This is a genomic window from Mesorhizobium sp. B2-4-6, assembly GCF_006442775.1.
Taxonomy (GTDB): domain Bacteria; phylum Pseudomonadota; class Alphaproteobacteria; order Rhizobiales; family Rhizobiaceae; genus Mesorhizobium.
Genome location: NZ_VFVI01000004.1, coordinates 312,844 through 333,731, shown reverse-complemented (window position 1 = coordinate 333,731; position 20,888 = coordinate 312,844). Strand labels below are relative to the sequence as shown.

At 64.6% G+C, this 20,888-nt stretch carries 20 protein-coding genes; 13 read left to right on the top strand and 7 right to left on the bottom strand.

What is annotated here, in order from left to right; translation table 11 throughout:
* Positions 1 to 47: 47 nt before the first annotated feature.
* Positions 48 to 497 (top strand): carbon monoxide dehydrogenase subunit G, encoded by a 450-nt coding sequence (locus FJ957_RS14585; RefSeq protein WP_140832400.1) that lies wholly within the window; start codon positions 48 to 50, stop codon positions 495 to 497.
* 21 nt (positions 498 to 518) lie between these two features.
* Here the strand turns inward: FJ957_RS14585 and FJ957_RS14580 are convergent, their stop codons facing one another.
* The gene (locus FJ957_RS14580; RefSeq protein ID WP_140832399.1) at positions 519 to 1,694 is read right to left on the bottom strand and encodes an Mrp/NBP35 family ATP-binding protein; all 1,176 of its coding nucleotides are present in this window, start codon (positions 1,692 to 1,694) and stop codon (positions 519 to 521) included.
* Positions 1,695 to 1,902: 208 nt separating this feature from the next.
* Here FJ957_RS14580 and FJ957_RS14575 point away from each other — a divergent pair, with 208 nt between their 5' ends.
* The 12 genes from FJ957_RS14575 to FJ957_RS14520 all read left to right on the top strand — a co-directional run bounded on the left by FJ957_RS14575 (position 1,903) and on the right by FJ957_RS14520 (position 14,314).
* Positions 1,903 to 2,277: a VOC family protein gene (locus FJ957_RS14575; RefSeq protein ID WP_140832397.1), complete on the top strand. Its 375-nt coding sequence runs from the start codon at positions 1,903 to 1,905 to the stop codon at positions 2,275 to 2,277.
* A gap of 90 nt (positions 2,278 to 2,367) precedes the next feature.
* Positions 2,368 to 3,267 (top strand): LysR family transcriptional regulator, encoded by a 900-nt coding sequence (locus FJ957_RS14570; protein ID WP_140832395.1) that lies wholly within the window; start codon positions 2,368 to 2,370, stop codon positions 3,265 to 3,267.
* Positions 3,268 to 3,460: 193 nt separating this feature from the next.
* Entirely contained in the window at positions 3,461 to 3,940 is a 480-nt protein-coding gene (locus tag FJ957_RS14565) for a formate dehydrogenase subunit gamma (protein WP_140832393.1), read from the top strand.
* The gene (locus FJ957_RS14560; RefSeq protein WP_140832391.1) at positions 3,937 to 5,493 is read left to right on the top strand and encodes an NADH-quinone oxidoreductase subunit NuoF; all 1,557 of its coding nucleotides are present in this window, start codon (positions 3,937 to 3,939) and stop codon (positions 5,491 to 5,493) included. Before FJ957_RS14565 ends, FJ957_RS14560 begins: the two co-directional genes overlap by 4 nt.
* Positions 5,494 to 5,506: 13 nt before the next feature.
* Positions 5,507 to 8,419 carry a formate dehydrogenase subunit alpha gene (gene fdhF / locus FJ957_RS14555; protein ID WP_140832389.1) on the top strand — a complete coding sequence of 971 codons (2,913 nt, stop codon included), beginning with the start codon at positions 5,507 to 5,509 and terminating at the stop codon, positions 8,417 to 8,419.
* A gap of 2 nt (positions 8,420 to 8,421) precedes the next feature.
* Entirely contained in the window at positions 8,422 to 9,252 is an 831-nt protein-coding gene (gene fdhD, locus FJ957_RS14550; RefSeq protein ID WP_140832387.1) for a formate dehydrogenase accessory sulfurtransferase FdhD, read from the top strand.
* Positions 9,242 to 9,553 carry a formate dehydrogenase subunit delta gene (locus FJ957_RS14545; RefSeq protein ID WP_140832385.1) on the top strand — a complete coding sequence of 104 codons (312 nt, stop codon included), beginning with the start codon at positions 9,242 to 9,244 and terminating at the stop codon, positions 9,551 to 9,553. Before fdhD ends, FJ957_RS14545 begins: the two co-directional genes overlap by 11 nt.
* Before the next feature lie 112 nt (positions 9,554 to 9,665).
* Positions 9,666 to 11,219 carry an alpha/beta fold hydrolase gene (locus tag FJ957_RS14540; RefSeq protein ID WP_140832383.1) on the top strand — a complete coding sequence of 518 codons (1,554 nt, stop codon included), beginning with the start codon at positions 9,666 to 9,668 and terminating at the stop codon, positions 11,217 to 11,219.
* Between the two features lie 108 nt (positions 11,220 to 11,327).
* A complete protein-coding gene (locus FJ957_RS14535; RefSeq protein WP_140832381.1) occupies positions 11,328 to 11,801 on the top strand; it encodes a carboxymuconolactone decarboxylase family protein in 474 nt (157 codons plus the stop codon).
* A gap of 86 nt (positions 11,802 to 11,887) precedes the next feature.
* The gene (locus FJ957_RS14530) at positions 11,888 to 12,250 is read left to right on the top strand and encodes a nuclear transport factor 2 family protein (RefSeq protein ID WP_140832379.1); all 363 of its coding nucleotides are present in this window, start codon (positions 11,888 to 11,890) and stop codon (positions 12,248 to 12,250) included.
* A 41-nt stretch (positions 12,251 to 12,291) separates the two neighbouring features.
* Positions 12,292 to 12,606, top strand: coding sequence for a hypothetical protein (locus FJ957_RS14525; protein WP_140832377.1), 315 nt, complete (start codon positions 12,292 to 12,294; stop codon positions 12,604 to 12,606).
* Positions 12,607 to 12,907: 301 nt separating this feature from the next.
* Complete coding sequence (locus FJ957_RS14520; protein ID WP_140832375.1) at positions 12,908 to 14,314, top strand: FAD-binding oxidoreductase; 1,407 nt, start codon at positions 12,908 to 12,910, stop codon at positions 14,312 to 14,314.
* Between the two features lie 96 nt (positions 14,315 to 14,410).
* Here FJ957_RS14520 and FJ957_RS14515 read toward each other — a convergent pair whose 3' ends face one another.
* From FJ957_RS14515 to FJ957_RS14485, 6 genes are all read right to left on the bottom strand, one after another.
* A complete protein-coding gene (locus FJ957_RS14515; protein WP_140832373.1) occupies positions 14,411 to 14,896 on the bottom strand; it encodes an ester cyclase in 486 nt (161 codons plus the stop codon).
* 95 nt (positions 14,897 to 14,991) lie between these two features.
* Complete coding sequence (locus FJ957_RS14510; protein ID WP_140832371.1) at positions 14,992 to 16,419, bottom strand: gamma-aminobutyraldehyde dehydrogenase; 1,428 nt, start codon at positions 16,417 to 16,419, stop codon at positions 14,992 to 14,994.
* Positions 16,420 to 16,521: 102 nt separating this feature from the next.
* A complete protein-coding gene (locus tag FJ957_RS14505) occupies positions 16,522 to 17,337 on the bottom strand; it encodes an ABC transporter permease (protein WP_140832370.1) in 816 nt (271 codons plus the stop codon).
* Positions 17,327 to 18,232 carry an ABC transporter permease gene (locus FJ957_RS14500; RefSeq protein ID WP_181177412.1) on the bottom strand — a complete coding sequence of 302 codons (906 nt, stop codon included), beginning with the start codon at positions 18,230 to 18,232 and terminating at the stop codon, positions 17,327 to 17,329. The genes FJ957_RS14505 and FJ957_RS14500 overlap by 11 nt, the downstream gene beginning before the upstream one ends.
* Before the next feature lie 313 nt (positions 18,233 to 18,545).
* Positions 18,546 to 19,544 (bottom strand): ABC transporter ATP-binding protein, encoded by a 999-nt coding sequence (locus FJ957_RS14490; RefSeq protein ID WP_140832366.1) that lies wholly within the window; start codon positions 19,542 to 19,544, stop codon positions 18,546 to 18,548.
* 159 nt (positions 19,545 to 19,703) lie between these two features.
* Positions 19,704 to 20,858, bottom strand: a complete 1,155-nt coding sequence (locus tag FJ957_RS14485) for an ABC transporter substrate-binding protein (protein ID WP_140832365.1) — start codon at positions 20,856 to 20,858, stop codon at positions 19,704 to 19,706.
* Positions 20,859 to 20,888: the final 30 nt, after the last annotated feature.

Genomic DNA, 20,888 nt, shown 5'->3' with positions numbered 1-20,888 from the left:
GGGCCGCGCGCTACGACCAACCAGCATCAGCAATCCGGGAGGTCTTGATGGCTTTGGTGATCGAAGGCGAGGAGCGGATCGCCGCACCCATCGGGAAAGTGTGGGAAGCCCTCAACGACCCGGAAATCCTGAAGGAGGCGATTCCCGGCTGCCAGAGCCTGGAAAAGACCTCGAACACCGAGATGGCGGCGACCGTGGTGCTGAAGATCGGCCCGATCAAGGCGACCTTCAACGGCGAAGTCACGCTGAAGAACCTCAAGCCACCGCATTCCTATACCATCCAGGGCGAAGGCAAGGGCGGCATTGCCGGCTTCGCCAAGGGCGGCGCCGACGTCACGCTGACTGCCGACGGGGCGGACTCGACAGTGCTCAGATACGCAGCCAAGGCCGAGGTCGGGGGCAAGATCGCGCAGCTCGGCAGCCGGCTGATCGAGTCGACATCGAAGAAATTGGCAGGGCAGTTCTTCTCGACGTTCGGCGAGAAGGTCGGCGCCTGATCCTCCCCTCAAGAGAAGGGGTTATTCGAACACGATGCTCGGCACGGCGGCTTCGGCAGCGCCGCGCTCTTCCTGAACACGTTCCCAGACCTTGCTAGCGATATCGCGATAGATCTTCGCCTCTGCGCCGTCCGGCTTGGAGGCGACGACCGGGGTGCCGGCGTCCGAGCTTTCGCGAATGCCCATTTCCAGCGGCACCTCGCCGAGGAAGGTAACGCCGAGGCGCTCGGCCTCGCGGCGCGCCCCGCCATGGCCGAAAATGTCGTAGCGCTTGCCGGTATCCGGGGCCAGGAAATAGCTCATGTTCTCGACGATGCCGAGCAGCGGCACATCGACCTTCTTGAACATGTTGAGGCCCTTGCGGGCGTCGATCAGCGCCAGATCCTGCGGCGTCGAGACGATGACGGCACCGGCAAGCGGCACCTGCTGGGCCATGGTGAGCTGGGCGTCGCCGGTGCCGGGCGGCATGTCGACCACCAGCACGTCGAGCGGGCCCCACTCGACCTCGCGCAGCATTTGCGTCAGCGCCGACATCACCATCGGGCCGCGCCAGATCATCGGCGTCTCCTCATCGACGAGGAAGCCCATCGACATCACCTTGAGGCCGTAATTCTGCATAGGCTTCAGCACCTTGCCGTCGACGGTCTGCGGCCGGCCGTGGATATTGAGCAGCCTGGGCATCGACGGGCCGTAGATGTCGGCATCGAGCACGCCCACCTTCAGCCCGTTGGCGGCAAGGCCGAGCGCCAGGTTGACCGCGGTGGTCGATTTGCCGACGCCACCCTTGCCGGAGGCGACCGCGATGATGGCGTCGATGCCGGGCACGCCGCGCTTGCCGTGGCTCTGGGATGCGGGCGCGTGCGGCGCGGGTCGCTGCGGCGCAGGCGGCGGGGTGGCTGGCCGAGGGGCGGCCGGGCGTGCCGGAACCGGCGCTTCCATGCCGCCGCCCTTCTTCTCCGCCGTCAGCGCGACGACGGCGCTGGCGACGCCGGGGACGGCCGTCACCGCGCGTTCGGCGGCGGCGCGCAGCGGCTCGAGCTCCTGGGCGCGGGCGGCGGGAACGGTAATCGAGAAGAAGACCTTGGAATCGGCGATGAAGATCTCCGAGACCATGCCGAGATCGACGATGTTGCCGGTGAAGTCCGGCCCGTTCACCGTCTTCAGGCGCTCGACGACGGATTCCTTGGTAACGGTCATGATCTTTCCTCGGGCTTTGGCGTTCCAGATAGTGTAGTTTCCCGGCAGAACCAAGCCGTGGCGCAATGGCTCGCCCGGCGTGCCCCGGAAAGCGACGGATGGTGTCGGATTTGCCAACCGGGGTCGAGGTCCGGACCTCGGCCATGGTCAAACGACCTATCCGCGCTATCTCAAATTGCCATCACGATAATCTGTGAAGGAGACCGTCATGCTCCAAAACAGCAATGCGGCAGCCAATCTCGCAGTGAAGGACCTGGAAAGGGCCAAGGCTTTCTATGAAGGAACGCTAGGCCTCAGCCAAGTGGACGACATGGGCGGCGAACTGATCGTCTACAAAAGCGGCGACACGCTCATCAACGTCTATCATTCGCAGTTCGCCGGCACCAACAAGGCGACAGCGGTGACATGGACGGTCGGCGACCAGATCGAGCCGATCGTCAAGTCGCTGAAATCGAAAGGCGTCAGCTTCGAGCACTATGAGATGCCGGGCCTGACGCTTGAAGGCGACATCCATGTCGGCGACGGCATGAAGGTCGCCTGGTTCAAGGACCCCGACGGCAATATCCTCAACCTGGTTGGATAAAAGCGCCGGGATTGTCGGTCGACGTCAAGATTGTGCCCGATCGCAACAGCCTATCTGGCGCGGGCTTTCGGCGCTCGATAGTTTGCGTCGATGATCGACAAACTGGAATTCTTCATCGCATTGGCCAAGGAGGAGCATTTCGGCCGGGCCGCGGAGGTGTGTGGCGTCACGCAGCCGACGCTGTCGGCCGGCATCAAGCAGCTCGAAGGGCAACTCGGCGTCATGCTGGTGCTGCGCGGCTCTCGCTTCCAGGGCCTGACTCCGGAGGGCAAGCAGGTGCTGGGCTGGGCGCGCCGCATCGTCGGCGACACAAGGACGATGCGCGAGGAGATGCGGGCGGCGCGCCACGGTCTGTCCGGGCGCATCCGGATCGCGGCGATCCCGACGGCGCTGGCCATGGTGGCGTGGCTGACGACGCCATTCCGCGAAAAGCATCCGGGCGTCACCTTTTCGGTGCTGTCGCGCACATCCATCGAAGTGCTGTCGCTGCTCGGCAATTTCGATGTCGATGCCGGCATCACCTATCTCGACAACGAGCCGCTGGGGCGCGTCACCAGCGTGCCGCTCTATGACGAGCGCTACCAGTTGATCACGGCGGTCGGGAACCCCTATTCCGACCGCGACAAAGTGTCGTGGGCCGAGATCAGCCATCTGCCGCTCTGCCTTTTGACGCCGGACATGCAGAACCGGCGCATCATCGACCAGCATCTGGCGGAAGCCGGCGTACAGGTGCGGCCGACGCTGGAATCGAATTCGATGATCGTGCTCTTCTCGCATATCCGTACAGGCAAATGGTCATCGATCATGCCGCTCAACCTTGCGGAAACATTCGGCTTTTCCGAGCCCATCCGGGCGATCCCCATCGTCGAGCCGGATGCCAGCCACACGGTCGGGCTGGTGGCGGCGCCGCGCGAGCCGCACACGCCGCTGGTGCAGGCGCTGCTGGACGAGGCGATGGCGCTGGCGGACGATTTCCGCCGTCACCGCTAGGCTAGACAATGCGAGCTGCCCGATTTCGATAGAAAATTTCTATCAAGCGACGGAAGCGCTTTATTGATTTCGGAGGTTTCCTCTGATTTCGTAAGGACTTAGCGATATTGCGCCCTATGCATGTCGTTACCCCGAAACCGCTCTATATCCTGGGGTGACATACATTGGCCGCCACGACCAGGGAGGGCGCTGCGTGACCATGCAGGCCGCAAGTACCGAGATAGCGTCGCGCACGGCGGCGATCATTGACGAGATGAAGGGCCTCGAAGGCCCGTTGCTGCCGATCCTGCACAGCATCCAGGAAGAGTTCGGGCATGTTCCGAAGGATGCGCTGCCGATGATCGCCGACGGGCTGAACCTCTCGCGGGCCGAGGTGCACGGCGTGGTCAGCTTCTATCACGATTTCCGCGCCAAACCGGCCGGACGGCATGTGCTGAAGCTCTGCCAGGCCGAAGCCTGCCAGTCGATGGGCTCGGACGCCGTCGCGGCCAAGGTCAAGCACTTGCTCGGCATTGATTTCCACGAGACCACGCTCGACGGATCGGTTACACTGGAGCCGGTCTACTGTCTCGGGCTTTGCGCCTGCTCGCCGTCGGCGATGCTCGACGGCGAAGTCATCGGCCGGCTCGATGACGAGAAGATCGAAGAGATCGTCGCGGAGGTACGTTCATGATCCCGCGCATCTATGTCCCGGCAGATTCCGGCGCGCTGGCGCTCGGCGCCGAAAAGGTCGCCAAAGCGATCGAGAAGGAACTCAAGGAGCGCGGCATCGAGGCCAAGATCGTGCGCAACGGCTCGCGGGGCGCCTATTTCCTGGAGCCGATGGTCGAGGTGGCCACAGCCGAGGGCCGCGTCGCCTACGGGCCGGTCAAGCCGTCCGACGTCAAGAGCCTGTTCGACAGCGGCTTCCTCAAGGGCGGCCACCACAAGCGCTGGCTGGGCTCGCCCGACAAGATCCCCTTCTTCGCCAAGCAGACGCGGCTGACCTTCGCACGCTGCGGCATCAACGACCCGCTGTCGCTCGACGCCTACAAGTCGCTGGGCGGCTTGCGCGGGCTGCAGAACGCGGCCGCCATGGCGCCGGCCGACGTCGTCAAGCAGGTTACCGAGTCCGGCCTGCGCGGCCGTGGCGGCGCGGGCTTCCCGACCGGCATCAAGTGGAAGACCGTGCTGGATACGGCGGGCGCGCAGAAATACATCGTCTGCAACGCCGACGAAGGCGACAGCGCCACTTTCGCCGACCGCATGATCATGGAAGGCGATCCCTTCGTGCTGATCGAAGGCATGGCGATCGCCGGCATCGCGACCGGCGCGACCAAGGGTTTCGTCTATATCCGCTCGGAATATCCGCATGCGGTGGCGACGATGAACAAGGCCGTGGCGATCGCCCGCAAGGCCGGCGTGCTGGGCGTCAATGTGCTGGGTTCGCCCAACGCCTTCGACATGGAGATCCGCGTCGGCGCCGGCGCCTATGTCTGCGGCGAGGAAACCTCGCTCTTGAACAGCCTCGAAGGCAAGCGCGGCGTGGTGCGCGCCAAGCCGCCGCTGCCGGCGATCCAGGGCCTGTTCGGCAAGCCGACGGTGATCAACAATGTGATCAGCCTGGCCTCTGTGCCTGTAATCATGGACAGGGGCGCCGCCTACTACAAGGATTTCGGCATGGGCCGCTCGCGCGGCACGATCCCGATCCAGATCGCCGGCAACGTCAAGAATGGCGGCCTGTTCGAGACGGCGTTCGGCCTGACGCTGGGCGAGATCGTCGACGACATCGGCGGCGGCACGGCTTCGGGGCGCCCGGTCAAGGCGGTGCAGGTCGGCGGTCCGCTCGGCGCCTATTTCCCGCGCGCTTTGTTCGACACACCCTTCGACTACGAGGAATTCGCCAAGCGCGACGGGCTGATCGGCCATGCCGGCATCACCGTGTTCGACGACAGCGCCGACATGCTGAAGCAGGCGCGCTTCGCCATGGAATTCTGCGCCATCGAAAGCTGCGGCAAGTGCACGCCCTGCCGCATCGGCTCGACGCGCGGCGTGGAGGTTCTCGACAAGGTCGCCGCCGGCATCGAGGCGGAGAAGAACCTCGCTCTGGTCACCGACCTCTGCAACACGATGAAGTTCGGATCGCTCTGCGCGCTGGGCGGCTTCACGCCCTACCCGGTGATGAGCTCGATCACGCATTTCCCCGAGGATTTCAAACCCGCGCCTGCGCGCGTGGCGGCTGAATAGGAGCTGGCAGAAGATGAACATCAAGGCCGACTTCCCGACACTCATCGAAGAGATCGACTACGGAACGCCGGAGTCGAAAGCGACGAAGCAGATCACGCTGACCGTCGACGGGCAAAGCATCACCGTGCCGGAAGGCACGTCGATCATGCGCGCGGCGATGGAGGGCGGGGTCGAGATCCCGAAGCTCTGCGCCACCGACATGCTGGACTCGTTCGGCTCCTGCCGCGTCTGCCTGGTCGAGATCGAAGGGCGCGGCGGCACGCCGGCCTCCTGCACAACGCCGGTAGGCGAAGGCATGGTGGTGCGCACGCAGTCGGACCGACTCGACGTCATTCGCCGCGGCGTCATGGAACTCTATGTCTCCGACCATCCGACCGGCTGGAACGAGAAGGCCGGAACCGGCGCCAGCGAATTCGACGCGGTGGCGAAATCTGTTGGGCTCTCCGAGAACCGTTACGGCGTCGAGGGCCGCAACCACGTCAAGGAAGAGAACGGCGTGGCGCCCGGCCATGGCTCGCTGGCGGTGGACTATATCGCGCGCGATGAATCCAATCCTTATTTCACCTATGATCCGGCGCAGTGCATCGTCTGCTCGCGCTGCGTGCGCGCCTGCGAGGAGGTGCAAGGCACCTTCGCGCTGACCATCGAGGGCCGCGGCTTCGAGTCGCGCATGGTCGCCGGCATGCACGAGGACTTCATCGCTTCCGAATGCGTCTCTTGCGGCGCCTGCGTGCAGGCCTGCCCGACGGACGCGCTGCGCGAGAAGACCGTGCTCGAAAAGGGCATGCCGGAGCGCTCGGCGGTCACCACCTGCGCCTATTGCGGCGTCGGCTGCTCGTTCAAGGCCGAGGTGAAGGATGACGAGGTCATCCGCATGATGCCCTACAAGGACGGCAAGGCCAATCACGGTCATTCCTGCGTCAAGGGCCGGTTCGCCTATGGCTACGCCACGCACAAGGATCGCATCCTATCGCCGATGATCCGCGAGAAGATCTCCGATCCATGGCGCGAAGTGACGTGGGAGGAGGCTATCGCCCATACGGCGAAAGAATTCCGCCGCATCCAATACCAGTACGGACGCACGGCGATCGGCGGCATCACCTCCTCGCGCTGCACCAACGAGGAGACCTATCTCGTCCAGAAGCTGGTGCGGCAAGGCTTCCGCAACAACAATGTCGACACCTGCGCCCGCGTCTGCCATTCGCCGACCGGCTACGGGCTCGGCCAGACATACGGCACCTCGGCCGGCACGCAGGATTTCGATTCGGTCGAATTCACCGACGTCGCCGTCATCATCGGCGCCAATCCGGCTTCCGCCCATCCCGTCTTCGCCTCGCGGTTGAAGAAGCGGCTGCGCGAGGGCGCCAAGCTGATCGTGCTCGATCCGCGCCGCACCGAAATGGTCAAGTCGGCGCATATCGAGGCCGACTACCACCTGCCCTTGAAGCCCGGCACCAACGTGGCGGTGCTGACGGCGCTGGCGCATGTCATCGTCACCGAAGGCCTGTTCGACGAGGCCTTCATCCGCGAACGCTGCGACTGGGCCGAGTTCCAGGACTGGGCTTCCTTCGTCGCCCTGCCGGAAAACAGCCCCGAAACCGTCGGCGCGCTCTCCGGGGTCGATCCCGACCTGATCCGCGGTGCCGCGCGCATGTATGCCAAGGGCGGCAATGGCGCGATCTATTACGGCCTCGGCGTGACGGAGCACAGCCAGGGCTCCACCACGGTGATCGCCATCGCCAACCTCGCCATGGCCACGGGCAATATCGGCCGGCAAGGCGTCGGCGTGAACCCGCTGCGCGGCCAGAACAACGTTCAGGGTTCCTGCGACATGGGCTCGTTCCCGCATGAGCTGCCGGGCTACCGCCATATCTCCGGCGAGGCGGTGCGCGACATCTATGAGAGCCTGTGGGGCGTGAAGCTGGACGACGAGCCCGGCCTGCGCATCCCCAACATGCTGGACGCCGCCGTCGACGGTTCGTTCAAGGGTATCTACATCCAGGGCGAGGACATCCTGCAGTCCGATCCGGACACCAAGCATGTCGCCGGCGGCCTCGCCGCGATGGAATGCGTGGTCGTGCACGACCTCTTCCTCAACGAGACGGCGAACTACGCACATGTCTTCCTGCCGGGCTCGACCTTCCTCGAGAAGGACGGCACCTTCACCAATGCCGAGCGCCGCATCAACATGGTGCGCAAAGTCATCGAGCCGAAGGCGCGCTATGCCGACTGGGAAGCGACGCAGGAGCTCGCCCGCGCCATCGGGCTCGACTGGAACTACACGCATCCGTCGCAGATCATGGACGAGATCGCCAAGACGACGCCGAGCTTTGCCGGCGTCTCCTTCGATCTGCTCGACCGCGTCGGCTCGGTGCAGTGGCCCTGCAACGAGAAGGCGCCGCTCGGCACGCCGATCATGCATGTCGACGGCTTCGTGCGCGGCAAGGGCAAGTTCATCCGCACCGAATATGTGGCGACCGACGAGCGCACAGGTCCACGCTATCCGCTGCTGCTCACCACCGGCCGTATCCTGTCGCAATACAATGTCGGCGCGCAGACCCGGCGGACCGAGAATTCGATGTGGCACGCCGAGGACCGGCTGGAGATCCATCCGCACGACGCCGAGGTCCGCGGCGTGCGCGAAGGCGACTGGGTGCGACTGGCGAGCCGTGCGGGCGAAACCACGCTGCGCGCGCTGATCACCGACCGCGTCTCGCCCGGCGTCGTCTACACGACCTTCCACCACCCCGACACGCAGGCCAACGTGATCACCACCGACTTCTCGGACTGGGCGACCAATTGCCCGGAATACAAGGTCACCGCCGTGCAGGTGGCGCCGTCCAACGGCCCGACCGACTGGCAGAAGGACTATAACCAGCAGGCCAAGCAGAGCCGGCGCATCGCCCCGCTGCAGGCAGCGGAGTAATCTTGGCCGCGCGCCGCAAAGCGACGACGCAAATCTCCCGGCTCGCGCATCGCGCCGGCGGCACCTCGGCCGCGAACCGCATGGTGCCGGAGGAGACGCCGGTGGCGTTCTCCTTTGCCGGCACCACGCATGCGGTGATGATGGCAAGCCCTGCCGATTTCGAGGATTTCGCGCTCGGCTTCTCGCTGACCGAAGGCATCATCGCCGACCAAAAGGAAATCGAGGCGATCGAGGTCGAGGATCTCGGCGCCGGCATCGATATCCAGATCCGGCTGAAGGACCAGGCCAACACGCGCTTCCAGGCGCGGCGGCGCAGGCTGGCCGGGCCGGTCGGCTGCGGCTTGTGCGGCATCGAATCCATCGAGGAGGCGATGCGCTCGGTCGACGCGGTCGGTTCGTCGAAGCTTACGCTCGACGCCGAGGACGTCGCCCGTTCGGTCCGCCTGCTGTCGAAGCAGCAGCCGCTGCACACGGAGACCGGCGCGGTGCATGCCGCAGGCTTCTATGTTCCCGGCAAGGGTATCGTGATGGCGCGCGAGGATGTCGGCCGTCACAACGCGCTGGACAAGCTCGCCGGTGCGCTGGCCAAGGCCGGCATCGACGGCACGAGCGGCGCCGTCGTGGTGACCTCGCGCGTGTCGGTGGAGATGGTGCAGAAGACGGCCGCCATCGGCGCTTCGATCATCATGGCGGTTTCGGCGCCGACCGCGCTTGCCATCCGCACGGCCGAGGCCGCCGGCATGACGCTGGTGGCGCTGGTTCGCGGCGACGATTTCGATATCTTCACCCACCCTGAACGAGTGGCTTCCGGAGTTGCCAAGCATGTCGCATGACGAAGACCACATCGCCAGTACCAAGGAAAAGCTGGTGCGCATGGCCAACCAGATCGCTACCTTCTTCCATTCGAAGCCGCGCGAGGAAGGCATTGCCGGCGTTGCTGAGCACATCAACAAGTTCTGGGAGCCTCGGATGCGGCGCCAATTCTTCGAGATGCTGGACGCCCGCACGGAGAATTTCGACGATCTTGTGATCGCCGCCTCGGCCAAGATCAAGCGGCCGATCAGCCCGGCGGAGGCCGACACGAAGCTTGGACTCAAGGCTTTCCCGGCCGACATCGCCGCTTCGCAGAAATAGTCGCAGCGACCGGCAGCCTTATATTTCTTTTTGCTAAAGTTTAAGCTGCCGCTACCTGGTCGGCTCTGCTATGTTTGACGATCGGAAATCGTCAGGCCGGGCGGAAGAACTCGTGAGGCCGATCGAGACCAGATACGCGCGCAGCGGAGAGGTGCGGATCGCCTATCAGGTGGTCGGCCAGGGCGCGTTCGATTTGGTCTTCGTGCCGGGCTTCATCTCCAATCTCGACCTGCATTGGGAAGACGAAGGCTACAGCCGCCTGTTGAAACGGCTCTCCGCCTTCTCGCGGCTGATCCTGTTCGACAAGCGCGGCACCGGGCTTTCCGACCGTGTCGACAACCACAATCTGCCCAGTCTCGAAACGCGCATGGACGATGTGCGCGCGGTGATGGATGCCGCCGGCAGCGGCCGGGCGGCGATCCTCGGCGCCTCGGAGGGCGCGCCGATGGCGATGCTGTTCGCCGCCACCTATCCGGAGCGGACGCGCGCGCTCGTCCTCTATGGCGCCTATGCGCATTTCCACAAATGGGTGATGTCGCCGGAACGGCTGGAAGCTTTCATCGAGACGGCGGAGACATCGTGGGGCACCGGCGCCACCTTGCCCAATTTCGCGCCTGGCCGCGTGGACGACGCACATTTCGCCCAGTGGTGGGCCCGGTTCGAGCGGCTGTCGGCCAGTCCGACGGCCGCGGCGGCGCTTGCCCGCATGAACGCCGGCATCGACGTGCGCGGCATCCTGGCGATGATCAGCGCGCCGACGCTGCTCATCCACCGCCGCAACGATGCTCGTGTCGATCCCGACGCCAGCCGTTTTCTCGCAAAGAAGATCCCGCATGCCCGGCTGGTCGAGATAGCCGGGCGCGATCATCCGATCTGGACCGGCGATGTCGATCGCGTCGCCGACCTGATCGAGGAATGCCTGACCGGCGAGCCCGCGGTGGCCGACACCGAGCGCGTGCTGGCGGCGCTGCTGGTAACGCGCATCTACGACACGGCCAAGCTCGGCGACCGGATGTGGAGCGAGCGCAGCCAGCGCTTCCAGGAAACCTGGCGGCTTCTGGTCGGCCGGCATGGCGGCCGCACGGCCGGCACGCGTGGCGAATTGATGATGTCGCGCTTCGATGGGCCGGCGCGCGCCGTACGCTGCGCCGCGGCGCTGCGCGAGGCGGCACAGCAGATAGGCGTGGCCAGCGCGCAAGGCGTGCATGTCGGCGAGATCGAAATGCGCGGCCAGCCGGTCGGGCTGACGGCGCGGGTGACGATGCAGCTAGCCGCGCATGCCGGGCGCGGCGACATCCTCGCCTCGCGGCTGGTCGCCGATCTCGCAATAGGTTCCGGCCTGCATTTCGTCGATGCCGGCCGCGTCAGCCTCGATGAGGTGGACGAGCCCATGCCGGCAGTTCTGGCGACGTCGGAGCAGCACCTGGAGCCGGCCTGCCGGCCCAAGGCAAGGCCCGCCGAGCCGGCCGCGCTGACGGCGCGCGAGAGCGAGGTGGTGAACCTGATCGCCGACGGCAAGAGCAACGCGGCGATCGCCGCCGAGCTCAGCCTCAGCGAGCATACCGTCAAGCGGCACGTCGCCAACATATTGCTCAAGCTCGACCTGCCGTCGCGGGCGGCGGCGGCGGCTTTTTCGGCGAGGCATGCTGGCCCGGACGGGCCATGAGAGCCATGGCGCTTTCGGGGGAAGCGGCGGAGGCGGCTTAAACGGTATCACTTCTCCCATGCAGGCCAGGCGATATCGCCGCGACGGCCCTGCGAAATGGAGGATGAAATGCTGAAACTCAATCGCAAGATCGGATTGCTGGCATTTGCCGCGGGCGCATTGCTGGCCATCATTCCAGCGCATGCCGAAGACGCTTCGGCCGCCGCCGCCTACAAGGACATCCAGGCCACGCTCGGCTCGGTGCCCGACATGTTCAAGACCTTGCCCGATGTCGCGGTCGCCGGCGCCTGGGCCGAGATCAAGGGTGTGCAGCTCAACCCCAACACCGCGCTCGACGGCAAAACCAAAGAGCTGATGGGGCTTGCGGTCGCTGCGCAGATTCCCTGCCAGTACTGCATCTATTTCCACACCGAGGCCGCCAGGCTCAACGGCGCGAGCGAGGAGGAGATCAAGGAGGCGGTGGCCATGGCGGCGATCGTGCGGCATTGGTCGACGATGCTCAACGGCAGCCAGGTCGACCTGGCGACCTTCAAGAAACAGACGGACGACGTGTTCGCGGCCGTCAAGGCCAAGTCGCAGTGACGAAATCCCTGCCCGGCGACGAACGCCGGGCAGCGCTTTCCTCGTCAACAAACAGCCCGATCGAGAGACGGCACATGGAGAATGACATGCTGACCAAGACACAGACAGTGGACGGCGCGGCGATCAAGAAGGCGATCGAGGGCCGTGACGGCAAGCTCTTGTCGAGCTTCTACAATGACGACGCGCTGGTGCGGGTGATCGACCGCAACAATCCGCCGAGCAAGCCGCGCGAGATCCGCGGCCGGGCGGCGATCAGCACCTTCTGGGACGACATCTGCAGCCGGGCGATGACCCACAAGGTCGACACCACGATCGCCGAGGGCGACAGCCTCGCCTTCACCCAGGCTTGCTCCTATCCGGACGGCACGAGAGTGTTCTGCGCGACGATGCTGGAGCTGAAGAACGGCCGCATCGCGCGGCAGACCGTCGTGCAGGCCTGGGACGAATAGTTAGCAGCGCGCTCAACCGCAAATCAGGGAGGAGAACCAAAATGTTCAGTGCCAGATGGCAGATCGACGCCAAGTTCGGTCACAAGCAGACCGCGCTCGAGCTGATGCGCAAATGGGAGCGCGAGATCGGCTCGCAGATCGGGCTCGCCGACCTGAAGTTCCAGCTCATGACCGGTTCCGTGGGCGCGCGCGAAGCGACGATCGAGGCGCACCACCAAGTCGAAAGCCTGGCTCAGTTGGAGGAATTCTTCGCCAAGATCGCCAAGATCGACGCGCATGCCAAATGGGGCAAGGAGCTGGAGCCCTATGTGGTGTCGGGCACCAGCAAATGGACGATCTTCCGGATCGTGGAGTAGCTGCACCGAAGAGCCGGGGCTGAGAGGCGGCCGGGCTGCGACGCGGGCGGCCGCTCGTCATCATCAGATTGACAAGACCAGGAACCGAGCATCTGGGCACGGCTAGTCCCGGCTGCCATGTTTATGGCTCTCCTGAGCCATGCCCCGCTGGTCCTTTCGGGCGAAGCGGCGCGCACCGGATTGGTGCAATGTGCACTTCTTGCACCATCCAACGCACCCGCCCGTCGAGACGGCATAACGAAGCAACAAATGCGTCGCGCCGACGCCGCATGGCTGTGGGCGCAATCAAGGGAGCAAATCGATGACCGACGAAACCCATGCAAAACTGCGTGAAAGCCTGCGCGGGGAGGTGATCCTGCGTGACGATGCCGGCTATGACGAGGCCCGCAAGGTCTATAACGGCATGATCGAAAAGCGCCCGCTGCTGATCGCACGCTGCGCCGATGTCGCCGACGTGATCACCGCCGTGAAGTACGCGCGCGACAATGACCTGCCGATCGCCATACGCGGCGGAGGACACAACGGTGCCGGATTGGGGATTTGCGACAATGGCCTCGTCATCGACCTGTCGATGATGAAAGGGGTCCATGTCGACGCGAAGACTCGAACTGTAAGGGTCGCGCCCGGTTGCACTTCGGGTGACGTGGACCACGCCACCCATCCGTTCGCGCTCGCCGTTCCGTTTGGCATCGTCTCGACCACGGGCGTTGCCGGCCTTACCCTTGGTGGAGGGACGGGCTATCTCACGCGCAAATATGGCCTCACGATCGATAATCTGATCGAGGCCGATCTGGTGCTGGCCGATGGCAGCCTGGTAACGGCGAGCAAAGCTGAGAATCCCGACCTGTTCTGGGCGCTGCGGGGCGGCGGCGGCAATTTCGGCGTGGTAACCAGCTTCCTGTTCCAGGCCCATCCGGTGAACATGATCTTCGGCGGCCCGGTATTCTGGGAGGCCAAGGATGCGTTGGCCGTCATGCGGACCTATCGCGACTACCTGCCGGAGGCGCCGGAAGATCTTGGCGCCTTTGTCGGCCTGAAGTCCGTTCCCTCGACCGATCCCTTCCCGCGCGAATATTGGGGCAAGCGCGCCTGCGCCATCATCTCTTGCTACAACGGCACCGAGGAGGACGGGCGCAAGGCCATGGCGCCGCTGCTGGACACCTTGCCGCCGCCGATCTTCAACTGGATGGGTGTAATGCCGTATCCGGCGTTGCAGGCGCTGTTCGATCCACTGCTTCCGAAAGGCCTGCAATGGTATTGGAAGGGCGATTTCGTGAAGTCGCTTCCCGACGAAGCCATCGCCACCCATATCGCCCAGGCCGCCGCGGCGCCGAGCGAATTGTCGCTCATGCATCTTTACCCGATCGACGGCGCCGTTCGCCGCGTCGGCAAGAACGAAACCGCATGGAACGCGCGCGACGCAACCTGGTCGATGGTCATCGCCGCCATCGATCCCGATCCAGGCAAGGCCGCCGACCTCACCAGGTGGGCCAAGACCTACTGGACGAGCATCCACCCCCATAACGGCGAAGGCGGTTACGTGAATTTCATGATGGACGACGAAGGAGAAGCGCGCGTGCAGGCGAGCTATGGCGCAAATTACGAGCGGCTGAGCCAGGTGAAGCGCACCTATGACCCCTTCAACGTCTTCCGGGTCAACCAGAACATCAAGCCCGCGACATCGGAGATCGGCAGGACGGCTGCTTAGTTTTACGCTGCCTCTGCCGACAAAGGGACCGTCGCCGAGGTCGGATCGCCTCCGAAGCCAGCTTCTCCACGCGGGAGAAGCTGGCGCGGCGTCACCCTACATCAGGCCAAGCTGTTTGTAGAAGCCGAGTGCGTCGTAATAGTCGCTCTGGGTCGCGATCTTTCCGTCCTTGATGGAAAACATCGAGGCGCCGGTGAAGGAGAATTTCTTGCCGATCGCCGCGGTGCCGTCGCCCCAGGCGCCGGTGTTGGTGCCGGAGAACTCCCATTCGAAGGAGACACGGGCGCCATCGACGAGCGGCTTGCCCTTCATCGTCCAGACCGCATCGGGAACAGCCTTCAGGAAATTGTCGATGACGCCGGTCTTGGCGGCCTCCTTGCCCGTGACGGGCTTGCCGACGGACGCGTCGTAATAGGTGACGTCATCGGCGAAGTAGCCGGCGGCCTTGGCCGAGTCATGCGCATTCCAGGCCGCGACATAGGCCTCGACCACCGATTGCGCGGTATCGGCGGCGAAGGATGGAGCCACGGCAAAAAACGTGGCGGCGATGGCTGCTGATGCAAGAAACTGGCGGCGTTGCATTGTCTTCCTCCCTCTCGGTTGAATGCCTGTCTCCGTCTCCTTCTTCCTGTGTAGGAGGAGGTCGGACCTCTCCCACAAGGGGAAGGTAAAAGAGCCTAGCCGTGGGCCACCATCACGTGGCGGACGGCCGTGTAGTCCTCCAGCGCGTAGAGCGACATGTCCTTGCCGTAGCCGGACTGCTTCAACCCGCCATGCGGCATCTCGTTGGTCAGCATGAAGTGCGTGTTGATCCAGGTGCAGCCATATTGCAGGCGGGCGGCGGTCGCCATGGCGCGTGAGACGTCCTTCGTCCACACCGACGAGGCGAGGCCATAGTCACTGTCGTTCGCCCAGTTCACCGCCTCGTCGACATCCGCGAAGCGAGTGACCGAGACGACCGGGCCGAACACTTCGCGGCGCACGATCTCGTCTTCCTGCAGCGCGCCGGCGACAACCGTCGGCTGGTAATAGAAGCCGGAGCCTTCGCCCGGCTTGCCGCCGGTGGTGATCTCGATGTGCTTCAGTTCCGAAGCGCGCTCGACGAAGCTCGACACGCGGTCGCGCTGGCGGCGCGAGATCAGCGGCCCGATCTCGTTCTCGGTGTCGTCCGGCTGGTTGTATTTGATGGTCGAGACGGCGGAAGAGAGGTCGGCGACGAGCTTGTCGTAGATTTTCTTGCCGGCATAGATGCGGCAGGCGGCGGTGCAGTCCTGGCCGGCATTGTAATAGCCGAAGGCGCGCAGGCCGTTGACCACCGCGCCGAGATCGGCGTCGTCAAAGACGATGACCGGCGCCTTGCCGCCGAGCTCCAGATGCGTGCGCTTGACCGACTTGGCGGCCGCCTGCAGCACCTTCTTGCCGGTGGCGACGTCACCGGTGATCGAGATCATGTTCACCTTGGGGTGGTTGATCAGCGTGTTGCCGACGCTGTCGCCGCGGCCGAGCACGACATTGACGACGCCCTCGGGCAGCACCTCGGCGAGGATCCTGGCCAGCTTCAGCGCGGTCAGCGGCGTCTGTTCCGACGGCTTGAAGACGACCGTGTTGCCACCGCCGATCGCGGGCGCCAGCTTCCAGGCCATCATCATCAGCGGATAGTTCCAGGGCGCGATGGAAGCGACGATGCCGACCGGGTCACGCCGAACCATCGAGGTGTGGCCCGGAATATATTCGCCGGCAACCTGGCCGGGCATCGAACGCACCGCGCCGGCAAAGAAGCGGTAGCAGTCGACGATCGCCGGAATCTCGTCGTTGAGCACGGCGTTGATCGGCTTGCCGCAATTCAGCGCTTCGAGCGCCGCGAAGTCTTTCGCCTCGGCCTCGATGCGGTCGGCGATCTTGAGCAGATAGCCCGAGCGCTGCGCCGGCGTGGTGCGCGACCAACTGACGAACGCTCGTTCGGCCGCAGCGACGGCGGCCTCGATCTGCGCCGGGCTCGCTTCGGGCAGGTTGAGGATCGTCGCGCCGGTCTTCGGGTTGAGGATCGGCTCCTCGGTCTCGGTGCCCTTCTCGAATTTCGAGCCGATCAGCATCTGGGTGTCCATCTTGGTGCTCCTTGATCAGGAGCGAGTAGCGAATAGCGAATAGCGAATAGGGTTGGCAGTCGACTCTTCCCTATTCGCTATTCGCTACTCCCTATTCGCTGTTCATTTGCCCGAACCGGCGATCTGGTCGCCGTCGCGGGTCAGGTAATAGGCAAAGAGGATCGGCAGCAGCGTCACCAGCACGACGACCATGGCCACGACATTGGTGACCGGGCGCTGGCGCGGGCGGATCAGTTCCTCCAGCATCCAGATCGGCACGGTCTGCTGCTGGCCGGCGGTGAAGGTGGTGACGATGACCTCGTCGAAGGAGAGCGCAAAGGCGAGCATGCCGCCGGCAAGCAATGCGGTTGCGATGTTGGGCAGCACGACATGCCGGAACGTCTGAAAACCGTCGGCGCCGAGGTCCGTCGAAGCCTCGATCATCGAGCCCGAGGTGCGGCGGAAACGGGCGACGGCGTTGTTGTAGACGACAACCACGCAGAAGGTGGCGTGGCCGAGAACGATCGTCCAGAATGAGAACGGGATGTCGGCCAGCGCAAAGGCCGAGCGCAGCGCAATGCCGGTGATGATGCCGGGCAGCGCGATCGGCAGGATGACCAGCAGCGAGATGGTCTCGCGGCCGAAGAAGCGCGTCCGCGAGACAGCGGCGGCGCAGAGCGTGCCGAGCACCAGCGCGATCGCCGTCGAGATGGCGGCGACGCGGACAGAGAGCGACAGCGCGTCCCATACGTCCGGCCGGTTCCAGGTGACGGCGAACCATTGCGTGGTGAGCCCCGGCGGCGGCCAGACGAAGCTCTTCTCTTCCGTCGTGAAGGCATAGACGAAGATCAGGAGGATCGGCAGATGCAGGAAGAGCAGGCCGCAGGCGGCGGCGATCTTCAGGCCGAGCGGAGCGGATTGGCCACGGTCAGAGCGCATCGAAAGCCCCCATGCGCTTGGCGCCCCAGAGATAGAAGCCCATGATGACGATGGGCACCACGGTGAAGGCGGCGGCCAACGGAATGTTGCCGGCGGTGCCCTGCTGCGAATAGACGGCCTGGCCGATGAACAGCCGCGAGGTGCCGATGATCTGCGGGATGATGTAATCGCCCAAGGTCAGCGAGAAGGTGAAGATCGAGCCGGCGACGATGCCGGGCAGCGCCAGCGGGAACAGCACGTTGCGGAAGGTCTGTCCCGGCGAGGCGCCGAGGTCGGACGAGGCCTCGACGAGATTGCCGGGCACGCGCTCGAGCGCGGCTTGTACCGGCAGGATCATGAAGGGCAGCCAGACATAGACGAAGACGATGAAGGTGCCGGTGAAGGAGACCGACAGCGAGTTGCCGCCGACGATCGGCAGCGACAGCCAGGCATCGAGCAGCCAGAGCAGGTTCAGCTTGGCGAGCAGCCAGGTGAGGATGCCTTCCTTGGCCAGGATCAGCTTCCAGGCGTAGATCTTCACCAGATAACTCGACCACAGCGGCAGCATGACGCCGAGATAGAACAGCGCCTTCCAGCGGCCGCGCGCATAGCGCGCCGCGTAATAGGCGATGGGGAAGGCGACAACGGCCGAGGCGAGCGTGACGAGCGCCGCCATCGTCACCGTGCGCAGGATGATGTCGAGATTGGCGGCCTGGAACAGGTCGCCATAGGTCTTCAGCGTGAATTCGCGGTTGATGAGGCCGGAAAACTCGTCGATCGAGAAGAAGCTCTGCAAGAGCAGCGCGAACAGCGAGCCGATATAGACAATGCCGAGCCATAGCACGGGTGGCAGGAGCATCAGGAGAAGCAAGAGTTGGGGTCGGCGCCAGAAGAGATCCGACAGCGCACCGCGCATGCCGCCGCTGCCGGGCAGGATGGCGGGGGTGGGGTTGGATTGAACAGCGGCGACGGTCATGGGGACACCGCGTGTTGAAGGGCATTGTGGGGGAAGCCGAGATCCTTCGCGCCCCCCTCTGTCCTGCCGGACATCTCCCCCACAAGGGGGGAGATCAGCCGTCGCCTGCGATTTCGCCAGTCACCAACGTCGGAAGGATGCGTGGGGCGCCGAAACAGCCAATCTCCCCCCTTGTGGGGGAGATGGCCCGCAGGCCAGAGGGGGGCGCCGTAGAGCGCCTCGCCTGCCTGACTGGCCACTATCCCGAGCACGGTCATGCCGGCTCGTCCATCAGATGCAGGCTGTCGCGGTTGAAGGTGAGCATCACCGCCTCGCCTTCCGCCGGCAGCGCCGTGCCCGCCGGCACGACCGCGTGCAGCCTCAACCCGTCGGCGTCCAGCGCCAGCCTTGTCGTGGCGCCGAGGTAGTTGGTCCCGACCAGGCGCGCGGCGACGCCGTCGCCGCTGGCCGCGCTGGAGATGCGGATGGACTCCGGGCGCAGACTCCCCCAGCGATGCTGGCCGGAATAGCGCTGGACGAAATCCGGCGGCAGCACGTTGGACGAGCCGACGAAATCGGCGACGAAGCGTGTGTTCGGGCGCTGGTAGATATCTTCCGGGGTGCCGACCTGCATGATCCTGCCATCGTTGAAGACGGCGACGCGGTCGGCCATGGAAAGCGCCTCGCCCTGGTCGTGGGTGACGAAGACGAAGGTGATGCCGAGCACCTTCTGCAGCGATTTCAATTCCTCTTGCATGTTCTCGCGCAGCTTGAGGTCGAGCGCGCCGAGCGGCTCGTCGAGCAGCAGCACCTTGGGCTGGTTGACCAGCGCGCGGGCAAGCGCGACACGCTGGCGCTGGCCGCCGGATAGCTGGCCGGGGCGGCGCGCGCCATAGCCCGGCAAACGCACCAGCGACAGCGCTTCCTCCGCCGCCTTCAATCGCTCGGCCTTGCCGACGCCCTTGACCATCAGACCATAGGCGACGTTGTCGAGGACGTTGAGATGCGGGAACAGCGCATAGTCCTGGAAGACGGTGTTGACGTTGCGGCGATAGGGCGGAACGCCTTCGGCGCGCGCGCCGAAGATGGAGATCGAACCCGCCGTCGGCTGCTCGAAGCCGGCGATCAGACGCAGGCAGGTCGTCTTGCCGGACCCTGACGGCCCCAGCATGGCGAAGAACTCGCCCGGTACGATGTCGAGATCGACGGCGTCGACGGCGCGCACGTTGCCAAAATGGCGCGAGACTTGCTTGAAGGAAACGGCAGAGATCATGGGCCTGTCTGTCTATAGCCGGGCTGTCGATAGCCGGGTCTGGGAAATTCGCGCGGCGAACCACCTCACCGCGAGAGGTCGCGGTTCAGCCTCGGGTGGGGATCACCCCCACCCCCACACTGCATCTCGATCCTCTCCCCGGAGGGGAGGACTAGGAGATCACCGGCCGCCGATGACGCCGATATAATCCGACACCCAGCGGTAGTAAGGCACGCACTGGTCGGTCTGGCTGGCGCATTTCGACACCGGCGTCTTCCAGAACTTGATCTTGTCGAAATTCTCGTAGCCGTTGGTCTTGCAGCCTTCCTCGCCGAGCAGTTCGTTGCCCTTGCAGGCGGCGGGTACGACCGGCAGCGAGCCGAACCAGGCCGAGACGTCGCCCTGGACCTTCGGCGACAAGGAATGCTCGAGCCACATATAGGCGCAGTTCGGATGGGCGGCGTCGGCTTCCATCATGGTGGTGTCGGCCCAACCGGTGACGCCCTCTTCCGGCACGGTCGAGGCGACCGGCTTCTTGGCGGCGACCAGCGTGTTGACCTGATAAGGCCATGAGCCGGAGGCGACCACGCCCTCGTTCTGGAAGTCGTCGACCTGGATCGCGGCATCGTGCCAGTAGCGGCCGACCAGCGTGCGTTGTGTGCGCAACAGATCGAGCGCCGCCTTGTACTGGTCCTCGTTCAGCTCGTAGGGATCCTTGATGCCGAGTTCCGGCTTGTGGAACATCAGATAGTTGGCGGCGTCGGCGATGTGGATCGGGCCATCATAGGCCTGGACGCGGCCCTTGTTCGACTTGCCGTCGGGCAGCTTCATTTCCTCGAAGACGACGTTCCAGCTCTTGGGCGCTTCCTTGAAGACCTCGGTGTTGTACATCAGGACGTTCGGGCCCCACTGATAGGGAACGCCGTAATGCACCTTGTCGACGGTGAACCACGGCGCATCCTTCAGCCGGTCGTCGACAGTCTTCCAGCTCGGGATCAGATCGGTGTTGATCGGCTGGACACGCTTGCCGGCGACGAGGCGCAGCGAGGCATCGCCCGAAGCGGTGACGAGGTCGAAGCCGCCTTCGTTCATCAGCGAGACCATCTCGTCCGAGGTGTTGGCGGTCTTGACGTTGACCTTGCAGCCGCTTTCCTTCTCGAAAGCCGTCACCCAGTCATAGCCCTTGTCGGTCTCGCCACGCTCGATATAGCCCGGCCAGGCAACGATGTTGACCTCGCCTTCGCCCTTGCCGAGTTCCTTGACCTGGGCCATGGCCTGAGCGGAAAAAGTCAGCGCGACAGTCAGCGCCGTGCACGACTTCAGGAATGCATTCATCGTCGATCTCCCATTGCTAGGGGCAGCGCT